We start from the raw sequence: 21,316 nt of genomic DNA, 5'->3' as shown, positions 1-21,316 counted from the left end.
CACGGATTCCGGGCCGCGCGTACGCGCCCGCATCGCCGACCACCCGGCACCGCAGGCCGACGATCGTCCCGTCGTGCCGCAGCCCCAGCTCGCCGTACTGCACCTGCGCCCGCCCCTGGGGCGAGGCCTGCAGGTTCTCCGACCGCGTCTCCGTCCACTTCGCCGACCGCCCGAACCGCCGCGCCGACTCGATCACCACCGCGTGCTCGGCCGTGACCCCGACCGTCCCACCGAACGCGCCACCCACGTGCGGCGCCACCACACGGATCCGGTCGCCGTCGTAGCCGTACAGCTTCGCCGCCGCGGGTTCGGCGGCGGGCTGGCGCTCGGTCCGACCAGGATGATGGCCCAGGGCGTGTACCGAATCCCGAAGATCAGCTACGCGGCGATAGCGGCGCTGACCAACACTGCGCCGGCCGGGGCGTTCCGCGGCGCGGGCCGCCCGGAGGCGACGGCGATGCTGGAGCGGCTGATGGACCTGGCCGCGGCGGAGCTGGGCGTGGATCCGGCGGAGATCCGTCGGCGCAACTTCCTGCGCCCGGAGGAGTCCCGTACACGACGTTCAGCGGCGCGAGCTACGACAGCGGCGACTACGACCTGCCGCTGCGGAAGGCCTTGGAGGTCGCGGGTTACGACGAGCTGCGGGCCGAGCAGCGGCGGCGCATCGCGGCCGGCGAGTCGCGGCTGCTGGGGATCGGGGTGAGCACGTACGTCGAGATCACCGGTGGCGGCAGCGGCGAGTTCGCGTCGGTGGAGGTCCGGGCGGACGGAACGGCGGCGATCAAGGTTGGCACGTCCGGGCACGGGCAGGGCCACGCGACGTCGTTCGCGATGCTGGTGGCCGACTCGCTGGGGATCCCGCTGGAGTCGGTCGAGTTCGTGCAGTCGGACACGGCCGCGGTGCCGCGCGGCGCCGGCACGGGCGGTTCGCGATCGCTGCAGGTGGGCGGCAGTGTGGTGCGGCAGGCGGCGGACCTGGTGCTGGAGCGCGCTCGCGAGCTGGCCGCGTCGCGCCTGGAGGCGGGCGTGGACGACATCGTGCTGACCGACGGGCGGCTCGGCGTGGCGGGGGTCCCGCGGGCGACGATCGGCTGGCCGAGGTCGCCGCGGCGGAGGGCCGCCCACTGCTGGAGACGACGGACTTCAAGCCGGGCGGGGCGACGTTCCCGTTCGGGGCGCACGTGTCGGTGGTCGAGGTGGACGTCGAGACAGGTTTCGTGAAACCGTTGCGGCACATCGCCGTGGACGACTGCGGGCGCGTGCTGAACCCGATGATCGTGCGCGGGCAGCAGCACGGCGGCGCGGTGCAGGGGATCGCGCAGGCGTTGTGGGAGCAGGTCTCCTACGACGAGGAGGGCAACCCGGTGACGGCCACCTTCGCCGACTACCACCTCCCCACGGCCGCCGACGTGCCGGCGCTGGAGGTCAGCAACACGGAGACGCTCACCGACCGGAACCCGTTGGGCGCCAAGGGAATCGGCGAGTCGGCGACGGTGGGTTCAACGCCGGCGGTGCAGAACGCGGTGATCGACGCGCTGGCCCACCTCGGCGTGCGGCACGTCGACATGCCGCTGACACCGCAGCGTGTGTGGCGCGCCGTGCGGTCCGGAGAGTCGGTGACCTGGCGGGAGCCGCCTGCGGCGTTCGAAACGCTGCCCGTGCGCTCGTCGGCCGCGTCCGCGGACGCAGACGAGGCAGTGGCTTAGCCCACCGGTTGTCAGGCGCAGCGTGTGGGCGTTGCTTGGCTCGCCCCACGCCGCGGCACCGCGGAGCCGCGATTCCGCCGTGTCTACTGCTGGCCCTCGACCCGACGGAGTCGATCGAGCCAAGCCTTCGCGGTGACCTCGTCCGCGGCGGTTTCGGCTGCCCGGTCCGGTTCCGGCGCCTGCCGCAGGACCGGCAGGTAACCGTCCACAGGGGACAGTGGGTGGCTGGTCGTGTCGTCGGTGAGCAGGGACATCGTGCCCAGGCCGCAGGCGAACGCCAGCTCGGGCAGTGCCCCGGCGAGCGCGAGGCCCGCCGCCAGTCCGACGCTGGTCTCGACGGCCGACGACACCACGCACGGCAGCCCGGCCGCCTCGGCGACCTCCAGCGCCCGGCGGACACCGCCGAGGGGCGCGACCTTGATCACGGCGACGTCGGCCGCGTTCGCGACCGCCACCCGGAGCGGATCCTCGGCCCGCCGGATCGACTCGTCCGCCGCGACGCGCACATCCACCTTCCGCCGCACAGCGGCCAGCTCGTCGATCGACGGGCACGGCTGTTCGACGTACTCGAGCCCACCCGCGGCACGATCCAGCTCGCGGATCGCCTTGACCGCGGTGTCGACGTCCCAGGCGGTGTTCGCGTCGACCCGGATGGCCCCGCTAGGCCCGAGCGCGTCCCGGACGGCCGCCACCCGCTCGCAGTCGTCCACAATGGATGCCCGCGGATCGGCGACCTTGACCTTGGCGGTCCGGCACCCCGATGCGGCGACCATCTCGTAGGCGGCCTCGGCCCCCACGACGGGCACGGTGGTGTTCACCTCGACCCGATCCCGCACCGGAGCCGGCCACCCCAGCTGGGAGGCCTCCACCGCGGCCGCGAGCCAGGGCGCACTTTCGCGGTCGTCGTAGTCCGCGAACGGGCAGAACTCCCCCCAGCCCGCGGGGCCGCGCAGGAGCACCCCTTCGCGCACGGTGATCCCACGGAACCGGTTCCGCAGGGGGATCGCGTAGACCAGGCGCTCATCCACAGCAAGCATCCTCGCACGCTGGGCCGCACGAACCCGCGCAGGCGCCGTGGGCCAGTGGCGACGCGCCCAGCACCCACCCCTCCGTGTCACCCAATACAAGCGCCCGGTGCTGTCCAGTCCGCAATCGCGGTCATCCCCGATCGGCGTCCCGTGTCTGCCCCCGCCGCAACCTGCCGTGCAGGCCAGGCTCATCGGCGCGCGTCCCACCGGCCCGAACCGCCCAACGCGCCTAACCCAACCTCGACTAATGGACTAACTGGTTAATTAGCGGTTAGCATGCGAGGTGCGGACATGTGGAGGTGGCGAATGAAGGCCGTAGTGCTGGCCGAGCCCGAGGAGATGCGGCTCGTCGACCTGCCGGAACCCGAGATCGGGCCGCGTGAGGTGCTCGTGCGCATGCGGGGTCTCGGCCTGTGCGGGTCGGACCTCGGCGTCTACCGCGGCGCCCGCGAGGTGCCCGAGCGGCCGTGGCTGATGGGGCACGAGGGCGTCGGCGAGATCGTGGCCGTCGGGGCGGACGTTGCGGACCGCGTGGTCGGGCAGCAGGTCGCGATCGAGCCGAACTACTGCTGCGGCCGGTGCGCGGCGTGCGCCGCCGGTTTCACCTCCGCCTGCACCGAGCGGGTGATCGTCGGCATGAACCACCCCGGTCTGCTGGCCGAGTACGTGGCCGTCCCGGCCGAGTTCGCCTGGCCCGTGGCGGCGACGGTCGCTCTGGAGGACCTCGTCTGCACGGAGGCGCTGACCGTCGCGCGGTCGGCGATCCGCCGGTCCGGCGTCGAGCCTGGGCAGCGGGTCCTCGTGGTCGGCGCCGGCTCGCAGGGCCTGTTGCTGTGCCTGGCGCTGCGGGCGCTCGGCGCGACGGTCGCGGTCCAGGAACCACACGAGGGGCGGGCCGAACTGGCCCAGTCGTTCGGCGCCGAGACCGGCGTCGACGGCGAGTTCGACCTCCTCTTCGAAACCTCCGGGGTCCCGCAGGCCCTGCGCGCCGGCCTGGAACGCCTGCGCCGCGGCGGCACCGCCCTGCTCGTCGGCATCAACTCGCGCCCGCTGGAGCTGACCACCGCCGACCTGGTCTACCGCCAGCACACCCTCAAGGGCTCGCTCATCTACGACCACCCGGTCGACTTCGAGACGACCGTCGACCTGCTCAACCGCGACGAGGTCCGGCCGGGCAAGGTGCTGCAGGCGCGGTTCCCGCTGGAAGAGGCCGCGCAGGCGTTCGCGTCGGTGCAGTCGGTCGCGGGCAAGTCCTGGATCAGCTTCGACTGACGCTCACCCCTCGGGCAGGTTCGCCAGATCCGCCTCGATCGACCAGGCCGTGCGCAGCAGCTCGGGCACGTAGTCCCGCTCGACCAGGCCGTGCCCGAGCCGGTCCGGGTGCACCGAGGCGGTCACCGCGGCGAGCACCCGGCCGCGCCGGTGCCGCACCGGCGCGGCGATCGCACGCAGGTCGTCGTCGACGTCGTGTTCGGCCATGGCCCACCCGCGTTCCCGGACCTGCTCGATCTCCTTCGGCAGCCCGGCGATGTCGGGCAGCGCGTCGAGCCGCCGCGTGAGCTCGTCTTCGGGCAGCGCGGCGAGCAGCACCTGCCCGCTGGAGGTGACGTGGGCGGGCCGCCGTGCGCCGACGGCGAGGGTCGGCGGAGCGTGCCGCTGGCCGGGCACGACGGCCAGGTTCACCACGTCGCCCCGGTCGAGCAGGGCCAGCGAAGCCGTCTCGTTCAGCCTGTGCGCCAGATCGTGCAGGTGCGGCTGCGCGATCTCGGGCAGGGCGAGCCCGGACAGGTAGGAGTACCCCAGGTCCAGGGTCTGCGCCGTGAGCCGGAACGCCTGGCCGTCGTAACGCACGTACCCGAGGTCGGCGAGGGTGAGCAGCAACCGCCGCGCGGTCGCCCGGTCCAGTCCCGTCCGCTTGGCCGCCGCGCTCGCCGTCAGCGCCGGGTGGTCTGCCCCGAAACACCGCAGGATCGCGAACGCGCGACCGACGGCCTGCACGAAATGCGGGCCGTGGCCAGGGCCTTCGCCGGCCGTCGTGCTCGTCATCGAACCCTCCGACTGCCACCCGATCGGCTTGTTCTCATCGTACGTCCGCATGTTTCACGCCCGCCCGGACGCGGGTAGTTCATCGCTGAATCCCCGGAACGGAAGGAGTGCAATCGTGGCGAACACACTCTCCGGTAAGCGAGTGGCCTTCGTCGTCGCGCCGGAGGGCACCGAGCAGGTTGAACTGACCGAGCCCTGGAAGGCTGTTCAGGACGCGGGCGGTCAGCCGGAACTGGTGTCCACTTCGCCGGGCAGCATCCAGGCGTTCAACCACCTCGACAAGGCCGACACGTTCCCGGTCGACAAGGTCGTCACGGACGTCTCGCCGGACGACTTCGACGCGCTGGTCCTGCCGGGCGGTGTGGCGAACCCGGACTTCCTCCGCACCGTCCCCGACGCCGTCCGCTTCGTCCGCGGGTTCTTCTCGCAGCAGAAGCCCGTCGCGGCGATCTGCCACGCCCCGTGGACCCTCATCGAGGCCGACGTGGTGCGCGGCCGCCGGATGACGTCCTGGCCGAGCCTGCAGACCGACCTGCGCAACGCCGGCGCAGAGTGGGTGGACGAGGAAGTCGTGACCGACTCCGGTTTCGTCACCAGCCGGAAGCCGGACGACCTGCCCGCCTTCTGCCGCAAGCTGGTCGAGGAGTTCGCTGAGGGCAAGCACCGCGCCCAGGCGAAGAGCGCCTGACCCGTTGTTCAGGACGCCCGGTCGGCTTGTCAGGACGGCAGGTCGATCGGGCGGCTCGTGACCCCCAGCCGGGTCGCGAGCGCGATGGCGTCCCCGGGCGCCTTCACCTTGATGTCGTTGTCGAAGTAGACGTACACGTCACGCGTCTTCCCGCCGCCGGTGCGCCGCCAGCGGCGGATCTTTCCTGCCCACCGTTCCAGGGCCTCGTCGGTGTAGCCACTCGCGTAGAGCTCCTCGTCGCCGTGCAGGCGGACGTAGACGAAGTCCGCGGTCACCTCCTCGAAACTCGGCCAGGTGTCGGCCGAGTCGGCCGCCACCAGTGCGATGTTGTTGTCCTGCAACAGTTTCCGGCACTCGTCCGAGGAGAAACTCGGGTGCCTTGGTTCGAGCGCGTAGCGCAGGAGCCGGTTCTTCCCGGCTTCGGTGTGGGCCTCTCCCTTCAGTTTGTCGTCGTGCTTGCGGGCCAGTTCCGCGGCCGCCCGGGTGTCCCGGGGCAGGCTCGCGAAGAACTCCGCGAACCGTCCGGGTTCGAACGCGAAGTTCGCGGGTAGCTGCCAGAGGATCGGCCCGAGCTTGTGGCCCAGCGCCAGCACCCCCGATGCGAAGAAGTTCGCCAGCGGTGTCTCCGCGCTGGCCAGGCGCTTCATGTGGGTGATGAAGCGACCGCCCTTCACGGCGAACACGAAGTCGTCCGGCGTCTGCTCCGCCCAGGCCCGGTACCGCTCCGGGCGCTGGAGCGAGTAGAACGAGCCGTTGATCTCCACGGAGTTCAGCTGCCGCGAGATGTACTCCAGCTCGCGGCGCTGCGCCAGGCCCTTGGGGTAGAACGTGCCCCGCCACGGCGGGTACCGCCAGCCCGAGGTGCCCACCCGGATTTCGGCGATGGTGACCTCCTCAACTCCGTCAGTCCCAGGAGAACCTCCAGTGCCGCCGGTGCACCAGGCCCGCGGCGTACTCGCGGAGGGTGCCCGGCTGCCCGGAGAAGCTGCGCAGGCTGAACGCGCGGTGCTCGGCGGCGAGGACGAGCGAGCGGTTCTGGTTACGCGGCGGCGCCGCGACCGAAAGCTCCAGCTCGTCGAACCCGAGCACGATGAGCGTCGCCCCGAACCGGTCCTCCCAGCTGCGCAGGACCGCCGACACCGCGGCGACCTCGTCCGTGGACTTGATCATGCCGGTCCAGCCGAGTGCGGCGGGGACGTCCGCGGGCCGTTCGACCGGCACCAGTCCGAGGCGGTGGGGCGCGCGCCGGACGAGGATCGAGCCGGTGTTGCCTGCTTCGGCGAGCGGGTCCACCCGCAGCTGGGACTTCTTCGCCAGCCCGGGGAAACCGGCGCTGTACGGCCGCAGGCACCCGGTGCCGTCCGGGCAGCAGAACGGGTCCCACCACCGGGCCAGCGTCGCGGCGACATCGAAGTTGCCGACGTGGTGCACGGCGGGCGCGAGACGGCCGCGATCGGTCAGCCAGTCCTCGCCGGTCGCGGCGAAACGCGGGTCGTGCGGGATCAGCACGGGCCACAACCCCGACCGGTCGAAACCGGCGATGCAGGCCCGGTACCGGCCGGGGTCGGCCAGCGGATCGTCGGAGACCCACATCAGTCCGATCCAGCGGCCGGGCGGCAGTTCGGCGTCGGTGAGGACCTCGGCGACGAGGCTTTCCTCGGGTGTTGCGGCGGTGGTCACGGGACCTCCTCGGGATGGACTGCGTCGATGAGGTCGAACAGTAGTTCGAGGGTACGACAGTTTCCGGGCCCGAGATTTAGTTTTCGCCGGTTCACCCGATCGGTCGAACGGGTGTTCGAGATTCGTGGTAGCTTCGGTCACGAGCGGGTCGCACCCCGCCGTTGAACTGGGGTTTCGCCTGCATCTGCGTGAGTACCGGACCGCACGTGCAGGGCGAGGGCGAGCAGCCAGGTGCCAGTCAGCGCGAGCGCGAGAGGCAGCAACACGAACAGGTGCTGCCAGGCGACAACCATCCCCATCGAAGCCAGGAGACACAGGACCAATGACGGCACGACCAGGCCCGGCCACCGGTACACGGCGACCACCGGAGCCGCCGCCAGCACCAGCCCCGCGAGACCGATCAGGGCCTTCGGCTCACCCCCGGAGAGCCACAGGACCAGCCACACCGTGCTGGGCACCGCCGCGAGCACGAAGCCGACCCACGACGACACCCGCGACAGGCGGCGCGCCACCGACGCCTCCGAGCGACGGGCACGGCGCCACATCGCCGTGGCCGCGACCGCGAACACCACGACGACGAAGCACACTCCTGCCCAAATCACGTCCAGGGGATCCCACGTTTCCGCGTGGACTATGCCTCGCGGGCGCGGCAGTCCAGCGGGCGGTCGCCGGGTTGCGGCCGCCTCTGCCCGGAGGCGGGACAGGTGCGTGGCGAACTGCGGTCGCGCCGCGGAGGGTTCTCCGCGGCGCGTTACAGGTAGGCGTCCGCGTCGTGGATCGAGTACGCGTAGCCCTGTTCGGCGAGGAACCGCTGCCGGTGCGCGGCGTACTCGGTGTCCAGCGTGTCCCGCGAGACCACCGAGTAGAAGTGCGCCTGCCTGCCGTCGGCCTTCGGGCGCAGCAGCCGGCCGAGCCGCTGGGCCTCCTCCTGCCGGGAGCCGAACGTGCCCGAGACCTGGATGGCGACCGTCGCCTCCGGCAGGTCGATCGAGAAGTTCGCGACCTTCGACACCACGAGCTTGTCGATCTCACCGCGCCGGAACGCGTCGAACAGCGCCTCGCGCTCCTTGTTGCGCGTGGACCCCTGGATCACCGGCGCGTTCAGTTCGGCGCCGAGTTCTTCGAGCTGGTCCAGGTACGCGCCGATCACCAGCGTCTGATCGCCGGCGTGTTTGTCCAGAATGGACTTCACGACCGGGATCTTCGTGCGGGCGGTGGCCGCGAGCTTGTACTTGTCCTCGGATTCGGCCGTGGCGTAGAGCAGGCGCTCGTTGTCGGTGAGGGTCACCCGCACCTCGATGCACTCGGCCGGGGCGATCCAGCCCTGCGCCTCGATGTCGCGCCACGGCGCGTCGTACCGCTTGGGGCCGATGAGCGAGAACACGTCGCCCTCGCGGCCGTCCTCGCGCACCAGGGTCGCGGTGAGGCCGAGCCGGCGGCGGGACTGCAGGTCCGCGGTCATCCGGAACACGGGCGCGGGCAGCAGGTGCACCTCGTCGTAGACGATCAGGCCCCAGTCCCGGGAGTCGAACAGCTCCAGGTGCTTGTACTCGCCTTTGGACTTGCGGGTGATCACCTGGTAGGTGGCGATGGTGACCGGGCGGATCTCCTTCTTCTCGCCGGAGTACTCGCCGATCTCGTCCTCGGTCAGGGACGTGCGGGCCACCAGCTCGCGCTTCCATTGGCGCCCCGCGACGGTGTTGGTGACCAGGATGAGGGTGGTGGCCTGCGCGCGGGCCATCGCGGCGGCGCCGACGAGCGTCTTGCCCGCGCCGCACGGCAGCACGACGACGCCGGAACCGCCTGCCCAGAACGCCTCCGCGGCCTGCCGTTGGTAGTCGCGCAGGCCCCAGCCGGTCTCGGCGAGCTGCATCGGGTGCGCTTCGCCGTCGACGTAGCCCGCCAGGTCCTCGGCGGGCCAGCCCACCTTGAGCAGCGCCTGCTTGAGCCGGCCCCGCTCGGACGGGTGCACCAGGACGGTGTCGTCGTCGATCCGGGTGCCCAGCATCGGGCTGATCTTCTTGTTGCGCAGCACCTCTTCCAGCACCGCGCGGTCGGTCGTGGTCATGACCAGGCCGTGGGCCGGGTTGTTGGTGATCTGCAGCCGCCCGAACCGCGCCATCGTGTCGACGATGTCGATCAGCAACGGCTGCGGAACCGGGAAGCGCGAGTAGGTGGTCAGGGCGTCCACCACCTGCTCGGCGTCGTGGCCGGCGGCGCGGGCGTTCCACAGCGCGAGCGGCGTGACGCGGTAGGTGTGCACGTGCTCGGGGGCCCGTTCCAGTTCGGCGAACGGGGCGATCGCGATCCGGGCGTCGTCGGCCATCGGGTGGTCGACTTCGAGCAGCACGGTCTTGTCGGATTGGACGATCAACGGGCCATCGGTCACGTCCTCCTTTATACGGCGTTGCGCGAGGCCGAGCCGTGCTGGTCGTCGGCGGGAGCGCCGAACCACCGGGTCAGCGCGGCGTCCAGGGGGCCGCCGTCCGCGGTCCAGCACCGGTAGCCGTCCGGCCGGATCAGCACGGCGGACTCGGTGAGCTGGTGGTCCGGTTCGGCCTGAACGCGGTCGACGCGATCGGACCAGCCCGGCGGCAGTGGGTGGCCGCCGGTGAGGTCGAGCAGCAGACCGTTGCTTGAGCGCAGGAGCGCCGACAGGCGGGTGCTTCCGTCGCCGGTGCGCAGGTCGGCGTAGGGCACCCGGCCGGCAGCGTCCAAACCGGACATCATCCCGGCCAGGTAGTGGTTCGTGTCGGGCAGCCGCAGGAGGTCGGTGAAGATGTCGCGCAACGCGGCGACGTCATCGGACGGGTTCGGCACGGCGAGCACGCGCTGGGCCGAGGTGTGGTGGAGCACGCGGGCCGCCGCCGGATGCCGTTCCTCCTGGTAGGTGTCCAGCAGGTCGTCCGGGCCCAGCCGTGCACGGTGGCCGCCAGCTTCCAGCCGAGGTTGACCGCGTCCTGCGCGCCGAGGTTCAGGCCCTGGCCGCCCAGTGGCGGATGGATGTGCGCCGCGTTCCCCGCGAACAGGATCCGGCCGTGCCGGTACCGCTCCAGCTGCCGGGTCGCGTCGCTCCACCGGGACGCGGTGAGGACGCTTGCCAGCCCGGTGTCCTGGCCGTAGACCGCGGTGAGGGCGTCGGTGATCTCGTCGTCCGTCACCGGGCCCTGGGCGCCGGACTGGTCTTCGCGGCCGAACGTGAAGCGGTAGCGGTCGCCGCCGACCGGCACGAGCATCGACCAGTAGCCGCCGGCGTGCCGGGTCAGGGCGCTGATGTGACCGGCGCGCCGGGGCACGAGCGCGGACGCCGAGGCGAGCCGGATCTCGGCCCGCACGGCCTGGAAGGTGCCGGGCCTGCCGGGGAAGGGCAGGGCGAGCGGCTTGCGGACGGCGCTGTGCGCGCCGTCGCAGGCGGCGAGGTAGCGGGCGCGAAGCGTGTCGCCGCCAGCGGTGACCGTGACGCCTTCGGCGTCCTGCGCGACGCCGGTGACCGGCCGTCCCCGCCGCAGCTCCGCACCGCGGGCGAGGGCGGCTTGTTCCAGGGCCTCTTCCACGAGGTGGTGGCGGATGGAAAGGGGGAAGGGGTGCCGTGTCGGCCAGGACGAGTAGTCGAGCGGCACCGGCAGGGTGGCGAAATGACCGCTCACCGGTTCGCGTTCGTGGGCCCGGTCCTGCATGGCGTCGAGCAGGCCACGCTGTTCGAGCAGCTCGGCGGTCCGGGGCTGGATCGTGCCGCCCTTGGTCTGCTCGACGCGTTCGGTCAGCGGTTCGACGACCACGGTCCGGACTCCGGCCGGGGCGAGTTCGTGAGCGAGGGTGAGGCCGGTCGGTCCGGCTCCGGCGATGACGACGTCGGCGTCCACAAGTCCTCCTGAGTACAAAAGTATACTGAGTGCAAACTATTACTGAGTGAAGGGAGCTGGCAGTATTGGGGCGATGACCGAGCCGGCCGGACTTCGCGAGCGGAAGAAACAGCGCACCCGCGAGGCGATCTCCAATGCCGCGATCCGCCTGTTCCTCGAGCACGGGTTCGACCAGGTGTCCATCGCGCAGGTCGCCGACGTGGCCGAGGTTTCGCGGCGCACCCTGTTCGCCTACTTCCCGACGAAGGAGTCGCTGGTCGTCCACCGGTTCGTCGACCACGAGACGGAAAGCGCCCGGGTGGTCCGGGAACGGCCGGGCGACCGGACGCCGCTGGAGGCGCTCCGGGACCACTTCTTCGACGGGCTCGAGCGGCGGGACCCGATCACCGGGCTCAACGACGCCCCGGAGAGCCTCGCGCTGTACCGGATGATCTTCGCCACGCAAGCGCTGCTCGCGCGAATGCTCGAGTTCAACCAGACGGCGGAGGAGGCATTGGCGGGCGCGCTGGCGGACACTGCCGGGGTGGGGCCCGGCGAGGCGCGGGTGGCCGCGGCGGCGATCGTCGCGGTGCTGTGGGCCCTGGCGCGCGAGAACCACCGGGCGATTGCGTCCGGCCGGTCGGCCGACGAGGTGTTTCCGCAGGCCAGGGCGGATGCGGACAAGGCGTTCAGGCTGCTCGACGGTGGCTTCGGGAGGCTCGGCGCGCGGTAGAGCGTGGCTAAGGCCACAGCGGGGAACGCCACGCGGAGTGTCGGACGTCTTGCCCAGCGAAAGATTCCGGCTGGTGGGTGGAAGCCGCGCCCCTGGGCCAATACGATCGCCCGGCGGACCTCTTCACGAGTAGCGCGGGCGGGGCGCGTGTGTCCGGGGTCGCTACCCTCTCCGGGGTTGGCGACCCAGCCGGTGCCGATCCGAGTCCGGCAGAACGGCTAGAGAAGGAAGTCAGGTGGCCCGGCGGCACAAGCGTCCCGAGAGCGGTGAGGCGCTGGACCGGCGGCCGGACAACCGTGCAGGCAGCCGGTGGCGGCTGCGGAACTGGCGGCTGCGCACGAAGCTGATCGCCGTCCTGCTCATCCCGATGCTGACCGTGCTGGCGCTCATCACCCTCCACGTGCGCGCCGACCTTGGGCATGCGGAACAGCTGGCCGAGCTCGCCGCGCACGCCCGCGTGGACGCGGGTGTCAACGCGGTGGTCAACGAACTGCAGCGCGAGCGGGACGTCACCGTGCGCTACGTCGCCGGGGAGCGCCGGAACGGGCTCAGCGACGTGCGGGACCAGCGCACCCGCGTCGATCAGGCCGCCGGTGCGTTCGCCCGCGAGCTCGCCGCCCAGCAGTCGAGGCTCTCGTCCGCGAGCGCCGCGGGCCTGAAGGAGGCCCAGTCCCGGCTCGACGCGCTGCCGGGACTGCGTTATTCGGGTGAGTTCTCGAACTCCTCGGCGGATTCGATCCTGACCTCCTACAGCGACCTCATCTCGGGGGTGCTCGACCTGTCGGACCAGGCCGTCGCCGAGATCGCGGACGCCGAGGTCGCGCGGCTGCGGCTGGCCGCCAACGCGCTCGCCCGTGTGAAGGACCAGATGTCGGTCAAACGCGCGGTGCTCGGGCAGGCGTTCGCGGAGGGCGAGGTCTCCGACGACCGGCTGCGCAAGCTGCTGGGCGCGGACGCCCAGCTCACCGCCGCGCAGAACGACTACCGCAAGTTCGCCACCGCCGCCGAGCAGCACTCCTACGAGCAGACCGTCGCCGGACCGGCCGTGCAGTCGGCGAACACGCTCTTCGAGCTGGCCATCACCAGGACGGAGAACGGGCAGAGCCTGTCCGGCCTCGACTCCCGTCAGTGGGACCAGGCGATCACCGGGACAATCGACCTCGCCTACCAGTTCCAGCAGACGCTGCAGGTGCAGACGCAGCACCGGTGCGACGCGCTCGCGACCGACGCGCGGCGCTCGGCGATCGTCAACGCGGCGGTGGTCTTCGGGGTCCTGCTTCTGTGCGCGGTGCTCGCCGTGGTCATCGGGCGATCACTGCTTCGACCGCTGCGGATCCTGCGCAACAACGCGTTCGACGTCGCCGAGCACCGGCTGCCCGCGGCGGTGGACGAGATCCTCGCCGACCCGCATCCCGACTTCATGACCGCGCACCGCGGCGTGGCGCCGGTTCCGGTGTTCACGCGTGAGGAGGTCGGCCAGGTCGCCCGCGCGTTCGACGCCGTGCACGGGCAGGCGGTGCGGCTGGCCGGTGAGCAGGCGCTCCTGCGGGAGAACATCAACGCGATGTTCGTGAACCTGTCCAAGCGCAGCCAGGACCTGGTCGAACGCCAGCTGGCCGTGCTGGACCGGATGGAGGCCGACGAGCAGGACCCGGAGACCCTCGGCGGTCTGTTCGAACTCGACCACCTCGCCACGCGGATGCGCCGCAACAGTGAGAACCTGCTCGTCCTGTCCGGGCACGACTTCGGTGACGAGAAGGCCGAACCGGTGGCCGCCGAGGAGATCATCGGCGCGGCGTTGTCCGAGGTGGAGCACTACCAGCGGATCGAGCTGACCGCGATGCCGGAGATCGCGATCCGCGGCGAGGCGTGCAACGACCTGGTGCACGTCGTGTCCGAGCTGCTGGAGAACGCGACCCTCTACTCGCCGTCGGACAAGACGGTGACGGTGGTCAGCTCGCTGGCCGAGGACGGGGCCTGGCACGTGCACATCACGGACCAGGGCGCGGGCATGCCGCAGCCGGAGATCGACCGCGCCAACAAGCGGCTGGCGAACCCGCCCGCGGTGGACGTCGAGGTCTCGCGGCGGATGGGCCTGTTCGTGGTCGCCACGCTCGCGAAGCGCCACGACGTCCAGGTGCGGTTGCGGTCGGCGGACGGTGGCGGGCTGGTCGCGACGGTCGTCGTCCCGGCCGGGCTGGTGATCGAGAACGTGGCCCCGATGCCGGAGCCGCTGCCTGCGCCGGCGGCCGCTCCCGAGCCGCCGCCGGTGCCGGTTTCGCTGCCGTCGCTCAAGCCGATCCCGCTGCCCGAGCCGGAACCAGCGCCCGAACCCGAGCCCACACCGGAGCCGGAGCCGGACGACACGGAGTTGATCCCGGTGGTGCGGGACGAGCCACGCCGCGCGCGCACCGAAGACCGGGTCGACTGGCCGACGGCGGACAACGATGCTTTCCCGCCGGAGGACGAGGAGCCGACCGAGCGGATGCCGGCGTACCAGGCGGTGCTGTCGCGGTGGTTCACGACGGGCGAGCACTGGCCGATTCGCCGCGACGCGGCGGCGAACGGGCAGTCGGCTGAGCCGGAGTGGCCGTCGGCGGATGACGACGAGGTCGACGGGAAGGCGCCGGACTTCCCGCAGCAGGTGCGGCGGCGGCCCGACTCGTTCGACCCGCCTACGCTCTCACTCGATCCCGACGAGGTCCGCCGCCGGATGTCACGGATGCAGAACGGATTCGCCCGAGCCCGCGACGCGCGGGGCTTGGAGAACTGACGGGTTCGATCCCGGCGAGCCGCTGCCGGGCGTCGATCGCGCGGGCCAGGCGGGACAGGGCGTAGTTGATCGCGAAGTAGAGCAGCGCGATGATCAGGTAGGTCTGGATCAGGAGCCGGTTGTAGCCGGCGAGGACCTTGCCACTCTGCAGGAGTTCGGCGTAGCTGACGACGATCCCGAGCGAGGTGTCCTTGACGACGCCGGCGGCCTGGCTGATGAGCGCGGGCACCACGCGGCGGATGGCCTGCGGGAAGATCACGTACCGCATCGACTGTGACGGCCGCATCCCGAGTGCGGCCGCCGCCTCGCCCTGGCCGGCTTCGAGGGAGCGGAAGCCGCTGCGGAAGATCTCGGCGAACTGGGCCGCGCGGGACACCGCGATCGGCAGGACGAGTTTCCAGAGCAGCGGCAGGTCCAGGCCGTACCGGGGCAGCGCGAACATCGCGAAGTAGATCAGCAGGAGCAGTGGGACGACCCGGACGACCTCGACGTACGCCCGGGCCGGCGCGCGGACCACGGCGTGCCGGGAGATGCGTCCGAAGGCGAGCACGAGCCCGGCCGCCATCGCGATGGCGATGGCCAGCACCGCGGCGAGTGCCGTGCCGCCGAGACCGCCGAGGAGGTAGCGCCACATGGGCCAGGAGCCGTAGGGCGCCCAGCGCTCCGCCGAGAGCTCCCCGCTGATCGCGAACTGCCGCACCGCCAGCGCGACGAGCACGAGACCGGCGAGGACCGCGACCACGGTGGCGATGCGGATGCGCCGCCGGGCGCGCGGACCGGGGTCGTCGAAGAGCACCGAGGTCATCGCTGGCCTGCCTGGTTCAGCACGGTTGGCCCTCTCGTGGGGCGATGGTTGGACGGTTCATGCGCCGGCGGGGCGAGTGGGTAGGTCGTGCCGCTGCGATTGGACGCCTCGGGCGGCGCGGTTGGGCCGACGGCGGGGCGGGTGGGTGAGATTGGGCGGTGTGGTGGCTGGGCGGTGGCGTGAGGGTTGGGCCGGTGGTGCAGCGGTGGGTGAGGATGAGTGGGTAGTCTGATGGCTCGGCCGGTCGCGTGAGGCTTGGGCGAGTCGTGGCGGGGCGGTTGGGCCAGCGGCGCAGCGACCGGGAGACAGCTGCGCGGTGGTAGATGGGCCAGCCGTCTGGCGCCGACGTTTTCCACCAATCGGCATGGTGTCGTGGTAACGAAGCCCCGCCCGCCGCGCCCGCCGCGCCCGCTGTGCCCACCGCGCCCACGGCGCCCGCCACGTCCGCTGTGCCCGGCGTGCCCGCTCTGCCCGGCGCGCCCACGGCGCCCATCGTGCCCGCTGTGCTCGCCGCAGTCCCCGTGCCCGCCGCGACCATCGTCATCGCGCTCACCGGGGGATCGCCAGCTTCCGGTCCAGCACCCCGGCCCCCGTGGAGATCACCAGCGCCAGCACGGCGTAGCAGACCCCCGCGCCGATGTACAGCGGCAGCGGCTCCGCCAGCGCCAGGTTGACCCGGTTCGTCGCCTCCGTCAGTTCGACCACTCCGACCGCCGCGGCGAGGGCGGTGTTCATCAGCAGCTGGATGGTGACGTTCCCCAGCGGCTGGATGATCGTGCGCAGCGCCTGCGGCAGGACCACCGCCGACAGTGACTGTCCGAAACCGAGCCCCAGCGCGCGTGCCGCCTCGGCTTGGCCCCTCTCCACTCCGTTCACGCCGGCCCGCAGTGTTTCCGCGTAATACGAAGCCATGTACAACGCGGTCGCGAGGATGGCCGTCGTGAACAGTTCGAATCGGATTCCCACCGTGGGCAGGCCGAATACGAACAGCACCAGCCACACCGCGAGCGGAATGTTCTGGAACAACTCGACGTAGCCGGTGCCGAAAGCCCGCAGCGGGCGGACGGGGCAAATCCGGAATGCGGTGATGACCACCGCGAGCACCACCGCGCCCGCCGCGCTGAACACGGTGAGCAGCACCGTGCTCAGCGCGCCCTCAGCGAACTCGCCGAGGTGATCGCCCCACCTGGTCACGAGCCGGGGACGGAGCCCGTCTTGGGCGGAACAGGCGCGTCACCCGGGATGACCGTCCCCAGCGTCTCCTTGTACGCCTCCTGCCACAGCCCCGCGGCCTGGATCTTTTCCAGCCAGGTGTTGACGAACCGCTTGAACGTCTCGTCGCCGTGGTGGATGCCGATGCCGTACGGGTCCTGCCCGAAGGTCCCGCTGACAATCTGCACCTTGTCGTTCGTCTGCGCGTTCCCGGCCAGCTGCGTCAGGTCGTTCACGTACGCGTCGCCGCGCCCCTGCTCCAGCGCCGTTACGCACTCCGAGTTCGTGCTCAGCGTGATCACCTGCGCCGGCTCGTACTGCTGGACCATGGCCGAACCGGTCGAGTTCGTCACCGCTAGCACCCGCTTGCCCTTGAGGTCCTGCGGCTTGGTGACGCTCGTATCGCCCTTGCGCGCCATGATCGCGGGCCCGGACACGAAATACGGCCCGGCGAAGGACACCTTTTCCGCGCGGGCGGGCGTGATCGAATAGGTGTGCAGAACCACGTCGACAGTGTTGTTCTGCAGCAACGCCTCACGGATCTGAGATGTGGAATTGACGATCTTGACGTTCGGCTGGCCCAGGATGTACTTCGCCAGCAACCGGCCGAGGATCGCGTCGAACCCCTCGGTCTGGCCGGTCGTCGGGTTCTGCTGGGACAGCAGGGGCGTGTCCAGCTGGCTGCCGATCAGGATCTGCCCGCGCTGCTTGATCGCCTGCGCCGCCGGGCTGGTCGCGAGGTCCGCGTCGGACGCCACCGGCGCGCGGTCGAGGAGGCTCTGCTCCTGGTTCGCGCTCCCGCCGCTGTCCGGTACCGCGCCCCCGCTCGAGGTGCACGCGGTCACTGCGCCGAGCGCGACCGCCGTGAGCAGGACAGCGAGGCGCCGTCGCCGTGTCGAAGCCGTCATGGTGTGGCCGGATCCCTCCTGGAAGTGGAGCCTGTCGCCCCTATCTACTCTCGGTGAGGCAAGGGGTACCCGAACGGGTGGAAGTAGATCACGAGTTAAAGTGCAGGATCGTGCAGCTCCAACGGCTCCGTCAAGCCCCTGTGAGGTCATCGGGGTCCAGTGGGACATTCGCCGCCGACTTGTCACAGCGGTGTCCCACCTTCCGGATGGTGAGATAGATAACACTGGACAGGGGGTGCTCGGCTGCACGCAGCGTGACGTGCAGCCGCTCTGTTCCTGAGACAGTTGGTGAGAATTCGTCACCAGGGTGACCGCTAAAGTTCGTGGTGAGAGCCATCTGCCCGGCTTCCCTTTCATCCCGGCAGCCGATAGCCTCTACCCCAATCGGGTGGCCCCGTGTTAACCGTTCACGTCCTGGTTCTCATGGCTTGGAACCCGAGTGTGGAAACGCGGAAACTGGACAGCTCGAACCGGGAAGGAAGTCCTCGGTGCCCCAGCCCACGAGCGGGGAGCGCGGTCGCAAGGCAGTGTCCCCGGCGGAGTCGCCTGTCGCGCAGAGTAACGACGTCAGTGCGCAGGACAACGCGATCGGAGCATCGACCGGTGGTGGCGGTCGTCGTGTCCGCGGTCTCGCGAACTGGCGCGTCAACGCCAAGATCGCCGCGGTGGTCGCCGTGCCGACCGCCGCCGCGCTGTCCCTGGCCGGCCTGCGCGTGTACGACAGCTTCGACACGATGACCGTCTACCAGCACGCCGAACAACGCATCGAACTCAGCCAGAAGGTCGCCGCCGAGGTCGACGCGTTGCAGCGTGAGCGGGACGCGATGTCGGCCTGGATCGCCTCGGGGCGTCCGACCGACCGGACCGAGCTCGACGACGCCATCAGCACCGCGGAGAACGCGGCCGACACCGTGCGCGGCGCGGTCAGCGAGGTCGCCGCGATCAGCGACGACGCCACGTCCGCGCGCTACCAGCAGGGCCTCGCCCGGCTCGACGGCCTGAGCCAGCTGCGCTCCTCGGCGGGCGCCACGGACTTCCCGAGCCTCGCCGCGCAGGCCGGCTACACCGGGGTCATCGACGCGCTGCAGCTGATCGCCGAGGAGTTCGACGCCGACATCACCGACCAGGGCCTGCAGGACCGGCACGAGGCGCTCGGCTTCCTCGCCGACGCCAAGGAGTTCTCCGCACAGCAGAACTCCTACCTGCGCAGCGCCGCGATCCGCGGCAAGTTCGACCCGGCCGAGCTGAAGAACCTCACCACCGCGCAGTCGAATCTGGTCGCCGCGATCGACCGGTTCAACGCCGTGGCCACCCCGCAGGCCCAGCTGGACTACTCGACCACCCTGTCCGGCCCGCAGGTCTCGCAGCGGTTCACCCTCCAGCAGCTGGCGTTGCTGCGCGCACAGGCGAACCCGCCCCTCGCGCTGGCCATCGAACCGGGCGCGGTCGCGCAGTCCTCGTCGCAGACGCTCGACCTGATCAGCCAGGTCCAGAACCGGCTGCTCGACGACGCCAAGACCTACACCGACGGGCTGATCAGCGCGCAGCAGCAGAACCTGCTGATCACGATCGCGATCATCCTCGCCGGGCTCCTGCTGGTGCTCACGCTGATGTACGTCGTGGCGCGTTCGCTGATCCGGCCGCTGCACACCCTGCGCTCGACCGCGCTGCAGGTCGCCGAGGTGCACCTGCCCGACGCGGTGGAGCGGATCATGCGCGAGGCCGACCCCGCCGCGGCCGCCGCCAAGGCAATCGAGCCGGTGCCGGTCCACACCACCGAGGAGATCGGGCAGGTCGCCAGGTCCTTCGACGTGGTGCACGGCCAGGCCGTCCGCCTCGCCGCCGAGCAGGCCCTGCTCCGGGACAACGTCAACGGCATCTTCGTCAACCTCTCGCGCCGGTCGCAGCGCCTGGTGGAGCGCCAGCTCGCGGTGATCGACCTGCTGGAGGCCGACGAGCAGGACCCCGACCACCTCGCGAGCCTGTTCGAGCTGGACCACCTGGCGACCCGGCTGCGCCGCAACGGCGAGAGCCTGCTGGTGCTCTCCGGCGCGGGGCTGAGCAAGTCGATGCCCAAACCGGTCTCCGCCGCGGACGTGATCGGCGCGGCGGTGTCCGAGATCGAGCAGTACGCGCGGGTCGACGTCGGCGCGATCCCGGAGGTCGCGGTGCGCGGCCCGTCCGTGCACGACCTCGTGCACCTGCTCGCCGAGCTGCTGGACAACGCCACCTACTTCTCCGAGCCGGAGACGAAGGTCAGTGTGCGGGCCGTGGTCACGCGCAAGAAGGCCCTCGCCATCCAGATCACCGACCGCGGTGTCGGCATGTCGCCCGAGCAGATCGCCGAGGCCAACCGGCGCCTCGCCGACCCGCCGGACCTGGACGTGTCGGTGACCAGGCGGATGGGCCTGTACGTGGTAGCGCGACTGGCCCAGCGGCAGGGCATCGAGGTGCGCCTGCGGGAGAACGAGGACATCGACGGTGGCGTGATCGCCCGCATCGTCGTGCCGCCGGACCTGCTCGGCCCCGTCGCGCGGGAGCCGATGCCGCGGCCGGCGGAGACGTCGTCACCGAACCTGCCGCCGGTCCCGGCCCAGCGCACGCCGTCGAACCTGTCGCGCCGCGAGCCGGGCCAGCCGCAGGAGGCCGAGACCGGGGTGCTGCGGCCCCTCGACCAGCCGATCAGCCTCGACGACCTGGTCGCGGGCTCGACCGACGCGGCCTACCTGAGCCGGGGCAAGCCGAGCGCCGAGGAGCCGCCGTCGAACGGCTCCACCCCGCCGCAGCCGGAGGAGCAGCCGAACCACTTCGGCTCGTTGGCGCTGCCCAAGCGCGAGCCGCAGTACGTGCCGGTCACCGAGCAGACCGCCGAGGAACCGCCGTCGAACGAGAGCATCTTCGACGACGACGTGCCGACCAAGCGGCTGCCGATCTACCAGTCGGTTGTGTCGAGGTGGTTCAGTGCGGAGGGGGAGGACCCCGCCTCGGTGAGCGGCGACCTCAAGGAGGAACTCCCCGCGGCGGCCGAGGAAGCCCCCGAGGCCGACGACAAAAGCGCCGATCTTTGGCACAGTGTGTCCGATGAGGGCTGGCGCGCGGCGCAATCCCTGCTCGAGTCGCGGGAAGAGGAGATCACTCCGGCCGGGCTGCCGAAGCGGGTGCCGAACGCGCACCTCGTCCCCGGTTCGATCCCGGCGGGCGAGACCGGCGCCTTCACCGACACGACCGTCGGCAGGCCGGGGCAGGGCGCGCTCGCCCGCTCCGCCGAGGCGGCGCGGGAACGCATGGCGAGCTTCCAGCGCGGCTACGTGAGTGGCCGGCACGCGCTGCAGGAGAACACGCCGGGCCCCTATGACCAGGGAGATCCGGTGAGTGGCGGGGGAACCACCCCGCCGGACGAGGCAGTGAGGAGTGAGGAGTGACACGGGCGGGATCGCTGCAGCCGGGAGGCTCCACGCCGCAGGCGCCGCGGAACGGCTTCGCGTGGCTGATCACGGACTTCGTGCACCGGGTGCCCGGTGCGGCGCACGCCGTCGTGGTGTCGGCGGACGGGCTGCTGCTCGCCGCGTCGCGGGGGCTGCCGAAGGACCGCGCGGACCAGCTGGCCGCGGTGGCGTCGGGGCTGACCAGCCTGGCACGCGGCGCGTCGAAGGTGTTCGAGGGCGGGCCCGTGGCTCAGACGGTGGTCGAGATGGCCAACGGCTTCCTGTTCCTCATGTCTGTTTCGGACGGGTCCTGCCTCGCGGTTCTGGGGTCCCCCGACAGCGACATCGGCCTCGTGGTGTATGAGATGACGCTTCTGGTGGATCGGGTCGGTCAGCAGATGACGCCAGAGATGCGGGCACAGCTCCAGGGAGCCGCGCGCGGTTGAGCGCGCCGGGCACGAGAGGGACTG

The 21,316-nt window shown here is 71.2% G+C and carries 20 protein-coding genes and 1 pseudogene; 9 read left to right on the top strand and 12 right to left on the bottom strand.

The window, feature by feature from the left end; translation table 11 throughout:
- Positions 1 to 64: 64 nt before the first annotated feature.
- Positions 65 to 247, bottom strand: a pseudogene (locus AMETH_RS41835) (molybdopterin cofactor-binding domain-containing protein); the annotation flags it as partial.
- 93 nt (positions 248 to 340) lie between these two features.
- Between AMETH_RS41835 and AMETH_RS41830 the strand changes: the two are divergent.
- The 3 genes from AMETH_RS41830 to AMETH_RS41820 are packed head-to-tail and all read left to right on the top strand — an operon-like array spanning position 341 to position 1,706.
- Entirely contained in the window at positions 341 to 703 is a 363-nt protein-coding gene (locus AMETH_RS41830; RefSeq protein WP_323806997.1) for a molybdopterin cofactor-binding domain-containing protein, read from the top strand.
- Positions 616 to 1,221 (top strand): molybdopterin cofactor-binding domain-containing protein, encoded by a 606-nt coding sequence (locus AMETH_RS41825; RefSeq protein ID WP_026153561.1) that lies wholly within the window; start codon positions 616 to 618, stop codon positions 1,219 to 1,221. The genes AMETH_RS41830 and AMETH_RS41825 overlap by 88 nt, the downstream gene beginning before the upstream one ends.
- A complete protein-coding gene (locus AMETH_RS41820; RefSeq protein WP_323806996.1) occupies positions 1,125 to 1,706 on the top strand; it encodes a xanthine dehydrogenase family protein molybdopterin-binding subunit in 582 nt (193 codons plus the stop codon). The genes AMETH_RS41825 and AMETH_RS41820 overlap by 97 nt, the downstream gene beginning before the upstream one ends.
- An 83-nt stretch (positions 1,707 to 1,789) precedes the next feature.
- Here AMETH_RS41820 and AMETH_RS32120 read toward each other — a convergent pair whose 3' ends face one another.
- Complete coding sequence (locus tag AMETH_RS32120) at positions 1,790 to 2,743, bottom strand: o-succinylbenzoate synthase (RefSeq protein ID WP_038532558.1); 954 nt, start codon at positions 2,741 to 2,743, stop codon at positions 1,790 to 1,792.
- A gap of 297 nt (positions 2,744 to 3,040) precedes the next feature.
- Here AMETH_RS32120 and AMETH_RS32115 point away from each other — a divergent pair, with 297 nt between their 5' ends.
- A complete protein-coding gene (locus AMETH_RS32115; RefSeq protein WP_017985287.1) occupies positions 3,041 to 4,006 on the top strand; it encodes a zinc-dependent alcohol dehydrogenase in 966 nt (321 codons plus the stop codon).
- Positions 4,007 to 4,009: 3 nt separating this feature from the next.
- Here AMETH_RS32115 and AMETH_RS32110 read toward each other — a convergent pair whose 3' ends face one another.
- Positions 4,010 to 4,831 carry an IclR family transcriptional regulator domain-containing protein gene (locus tag AMETH_RS32110; RefSeq protein WP_017985286.1) on the bottom strand — a complete coding sequence of 274 codons (822 nt, stop codon included), beginning with the start codon at positions 4,829 to 4,831 and terminating at the stop codon, positions 4,010 to 4,012.
- A gap of 64 nt (positions 4,832 to 4,895) precedes the next feature.
- Between AMETH_RS32110 and AMETH_RS32105 the strand changes: the two genes are divergently transcribed.
- Positions 4,896 to 5,468 carry a type 1 glutamine amidotransferase domain-containing protein gene (locus tag AMETH_RS32105; protein WP_026153559.1) on the top strand — a complete coding sequence of 191 codons (573 nt, stop codon included), beginning with the start codon at positions 4,896 to 4,898 and terminating at the stop codon, positions 5,466 to 5,468.
- A 29-nt stretch (positions 5,469 to 5,497) separates the two neighbouring features.
- Here AMETH_RS32105 and AMETH_RS32100 read toward each other — a convergent pair whose 3' ends face one another.
- The 6 genes from AMETH_RS32100 to AMETH_RS32080 form a co-directional block, all read right to left on the bottom strand.
- On the bottom strand, positions 5,498 to 6,337 hold the full coding sequence (locus AMETH_RS32100) for a DUF72 domain-containing protein (RefSeq protein WP_017985284.1): 840 nt from the start codon (positions 6,335 to 6,337) through the stop codon (positions 5,498 to 5,500).
- A 34-nt stretch (positions 6,338 to 6,371) separates the two neighbouring features.
- Positions 6,372 to 7,148, bottom strand: a complete 777-nt coding sequence (locus AMETH_RS32095) for a DUF4253 domain-containing protein (RefSeq protein ID WP_017985283.1) — start codon at positions 7,146 to 7,148, stop codon at positions 6,372 to 6,374.
- A 137-nt stretch (positions 7,149 to 7,285) separates the two neighbouring features.
- Positions 7,286 to 7,750: a hypothetical protein gene (locus tag AMETH_RS32090; protein WP_223842991.1), complete on the bottom strand. Its 465-nt coding sequence runs from the start codon at positions 7,748 to 7,750 to the stop codon at positions 7,286 to 7,288.
- A gap of 149 nt (positions 7,751 to 7,899) precedes the next feature.
- Positions 7,900 to 9,537, bottom strand: a complete 1,638-nt coding sequence (locus AMETH_RS32085; RefSeq protein ID WP_017985281.1) for a DNA repair helicase XPB — start codon at positions 9,535 to 9,537, stop codon at positions 7,900 to 7,902.
- An 8-nt stretch (positions 9,538 to 9,545) separates the two neighbouring features.
- Positions 9,546 to 9,938 carry an aromatic-ring hydroxylase C-terminal domain-containing protein gene (locus AMETH_RS41085; protein ID WP_223842990.1) on the bottom strand — a complete coding sequence of 131 codons (393 nt, stop codon included), beginning with the start codon at positions 9,936 to 9,938 and terminating at the stop codon, positions 9,546 to 9,548.
- Positions 9,875 to 11,011, bottom strand: coding sequence for an FAD-dependent monooxygenase (locus AMETH_RS32080; RefSeq protein WP_223842989.1), 1,137 nt, complete (start codon positions 11,009 to 11,011; stop codon positions 9,875 to 9,877). Before AMETH_RS32080 ends, AMETH_RS41085 begins: the two co-directional genes overlap by 64 nt.
- 73 nt (positions 11,012 to 11,084) lie before the next feature.
- Here AMETH_RS32080 and AMETH_RS32075 point away from each other — a divergent pair, with 73 nt between their 5' ends.
- A complete protein-coding gene (locus tag AMETH_RS32075) occupies positions 11,085 to 11,723 on the top strand; it encodes a TetR/AcrR family transcriptional regulator (RefSeq protein WP_017985280.1) in 639 nt (212 codons plus the stop codon).
- 235 nt (positions 11,724 to 11,958) lie between these two features.
- Complete coding sequence (locus AMETH_RS32070; protein WP_017985279.1) at positions 11,959 to 14,496, top strand: sensor histidine kinase; 2,538 nt, start codon at positions 11,959 to 11,961, stop codon at positions 14,494 to 14,496.
- Here AMETH_RS32070 and AMETH_RS32065 read toward each other — a convergent pair.
- The 3 genes from AMETH_RS32065 to AMETH_RS32055 form a co-directional block, all read right to left on the bottom strand.
- A complete protein-coding gene (locus tag AMETH_RS32065; protein WP_017985278.1) occupies positions 14,399 to 15,301 on the bottom strand; it encodes an ABC transporter permease subunit in 903 nt (300 codons plus the stop codon). The genes AMETH_RS32070 and AMETH_RS32065 overlap by 98 nt on opposite strands.
- A gap of 549 nt (positions 15,302 to 15,850) precedes the next feature.
- Positions 15,851 to 16,495, bottom strand: a complete 645-nt coding sequence (locus AMETH_RS32060; protein ID WP_017985277.1) for an amino acid ABC transporter permease — start codon at positions 16,493 to 16,495, stop codon at positions 15,851 to 15,853.
- Positions 16,492 to 17,421 (bottom strand): glutamate ABC transporter substrate-binding protein, encoded by a 930-nt coding sequence (locus tag AMETH_RS32055; protein WP_017985276.1) that lies wholly within the window; start codon positions 17,419 to 17,421, stop codon positions 16,492 to 16,494. The genes AMETH_RS32060 and AMETH_RS32055 overlap by 4 nt, the downstream gene beginning before the upstream one ends.
- Positions 17,422 to 17,948: 527 nt before the next feature.
- On the opposite strand from AMETH_RS32055, the gene AMETH_RS32050 reads away from it, so the two are divergent.
- Together AMETH_RS32050 and AMETH_RS32045 are read left to right on the top strand one after the other, a co-directional pair.
- On the top strand, positions 17,949 to 20,843 hold the full coding sequence (locus AMETH_RS32050; protein ID WP_017985275.1) for a nitrate- and nitrite sensing domain-containing protein: 2,895 nt from the start codon (positions 17,949 to 17,951) through the stop codon (positions 20,841 to 20,843).
- Positions 20,840 to 21,292: a roadblock/LC7 domain-containing protein gene (locus AMETH_RS32045; RefSeq protein WP_017985274.1), complete on the top strand. Its 453-nt coding sequence runs from the start codon at positions 20,840 to 20,842 to the stop codon at positions 21,290 to 21,292. The genes AMETH_RS32050 and AMETH_RS32045 overlap by 4 nt, the downstream gene beginning before the upstream one ends.
- Positions 21,293 to 21,316 lie beyond the last annotated feature (24 nt).

Source organism: Amycolatopsis methanolica 239 (assembly GCF_000739085.1).
Taxonomy (GTDB): domain Bacteria; phylum Actinomycetota; class Actinomycetes; order Mycobacteriales; family Pseudonocardiaceae; genus Amycolatopsis_E; species Amycolatopsis_E methanolica.
This window is presented reverse-complemented; position numbering and strand designations above follow the sequence as displayed.

Bases quoted from the DNA above. Each gene is read 5' to 3' on its own strand.
- AMETH_RS32055 (WP_017985276.1), bottom strand. From the start codon at position 17,421: ATGACGGCTTCGACACGGCGACGGCGCCTCGCTGTCCTGCTCACGGCG.
- AMETH_RS32110 (WP_017985286.1), bottom strand. From the start codon at position 4,831: ATGCGGACGTACGATGAGAACAAGCCGATCGGGTGGCAGTCGGAGGGT.
- AMETH_RS41830 (WP_323806997.1), top strand. From the start codon at position 341: ATGATGGCCCAGGGCGTGTACCGAATCCCGAAGATCAGCTACGCGGCG.
- AMETH_RS32115 (WP_017985287.1), top strand. From the start codon at position 3,041: ATGAAGGCCGTAGTGCTGGCCGAGCCCGAGGAGATGCGGCTCGTCGAC.
- AMETH_RS32065 (WP_017985278.1), bottom strand. From the start codon at position 15,301: ATGACCTCGGTGCTCTTCGACGACCCCGGTCCGCGCGCCCGGCGGCGC.
- AMETH_RS32075 (WP_017985280.1), top strand. From the start codon at position 11,085: ATGACCGAGCCGGCCGGACTTCGCGAGCGGAAGAAACAGCGCACCCGC.
- AMETH_RS32120 (WP_038532558.1), bottom strand. From the start codon at position 2,743: ATGCTTGCTGTGGATGAGCGCCTGGTCTACGCGATCCCCCTGCGGAAC.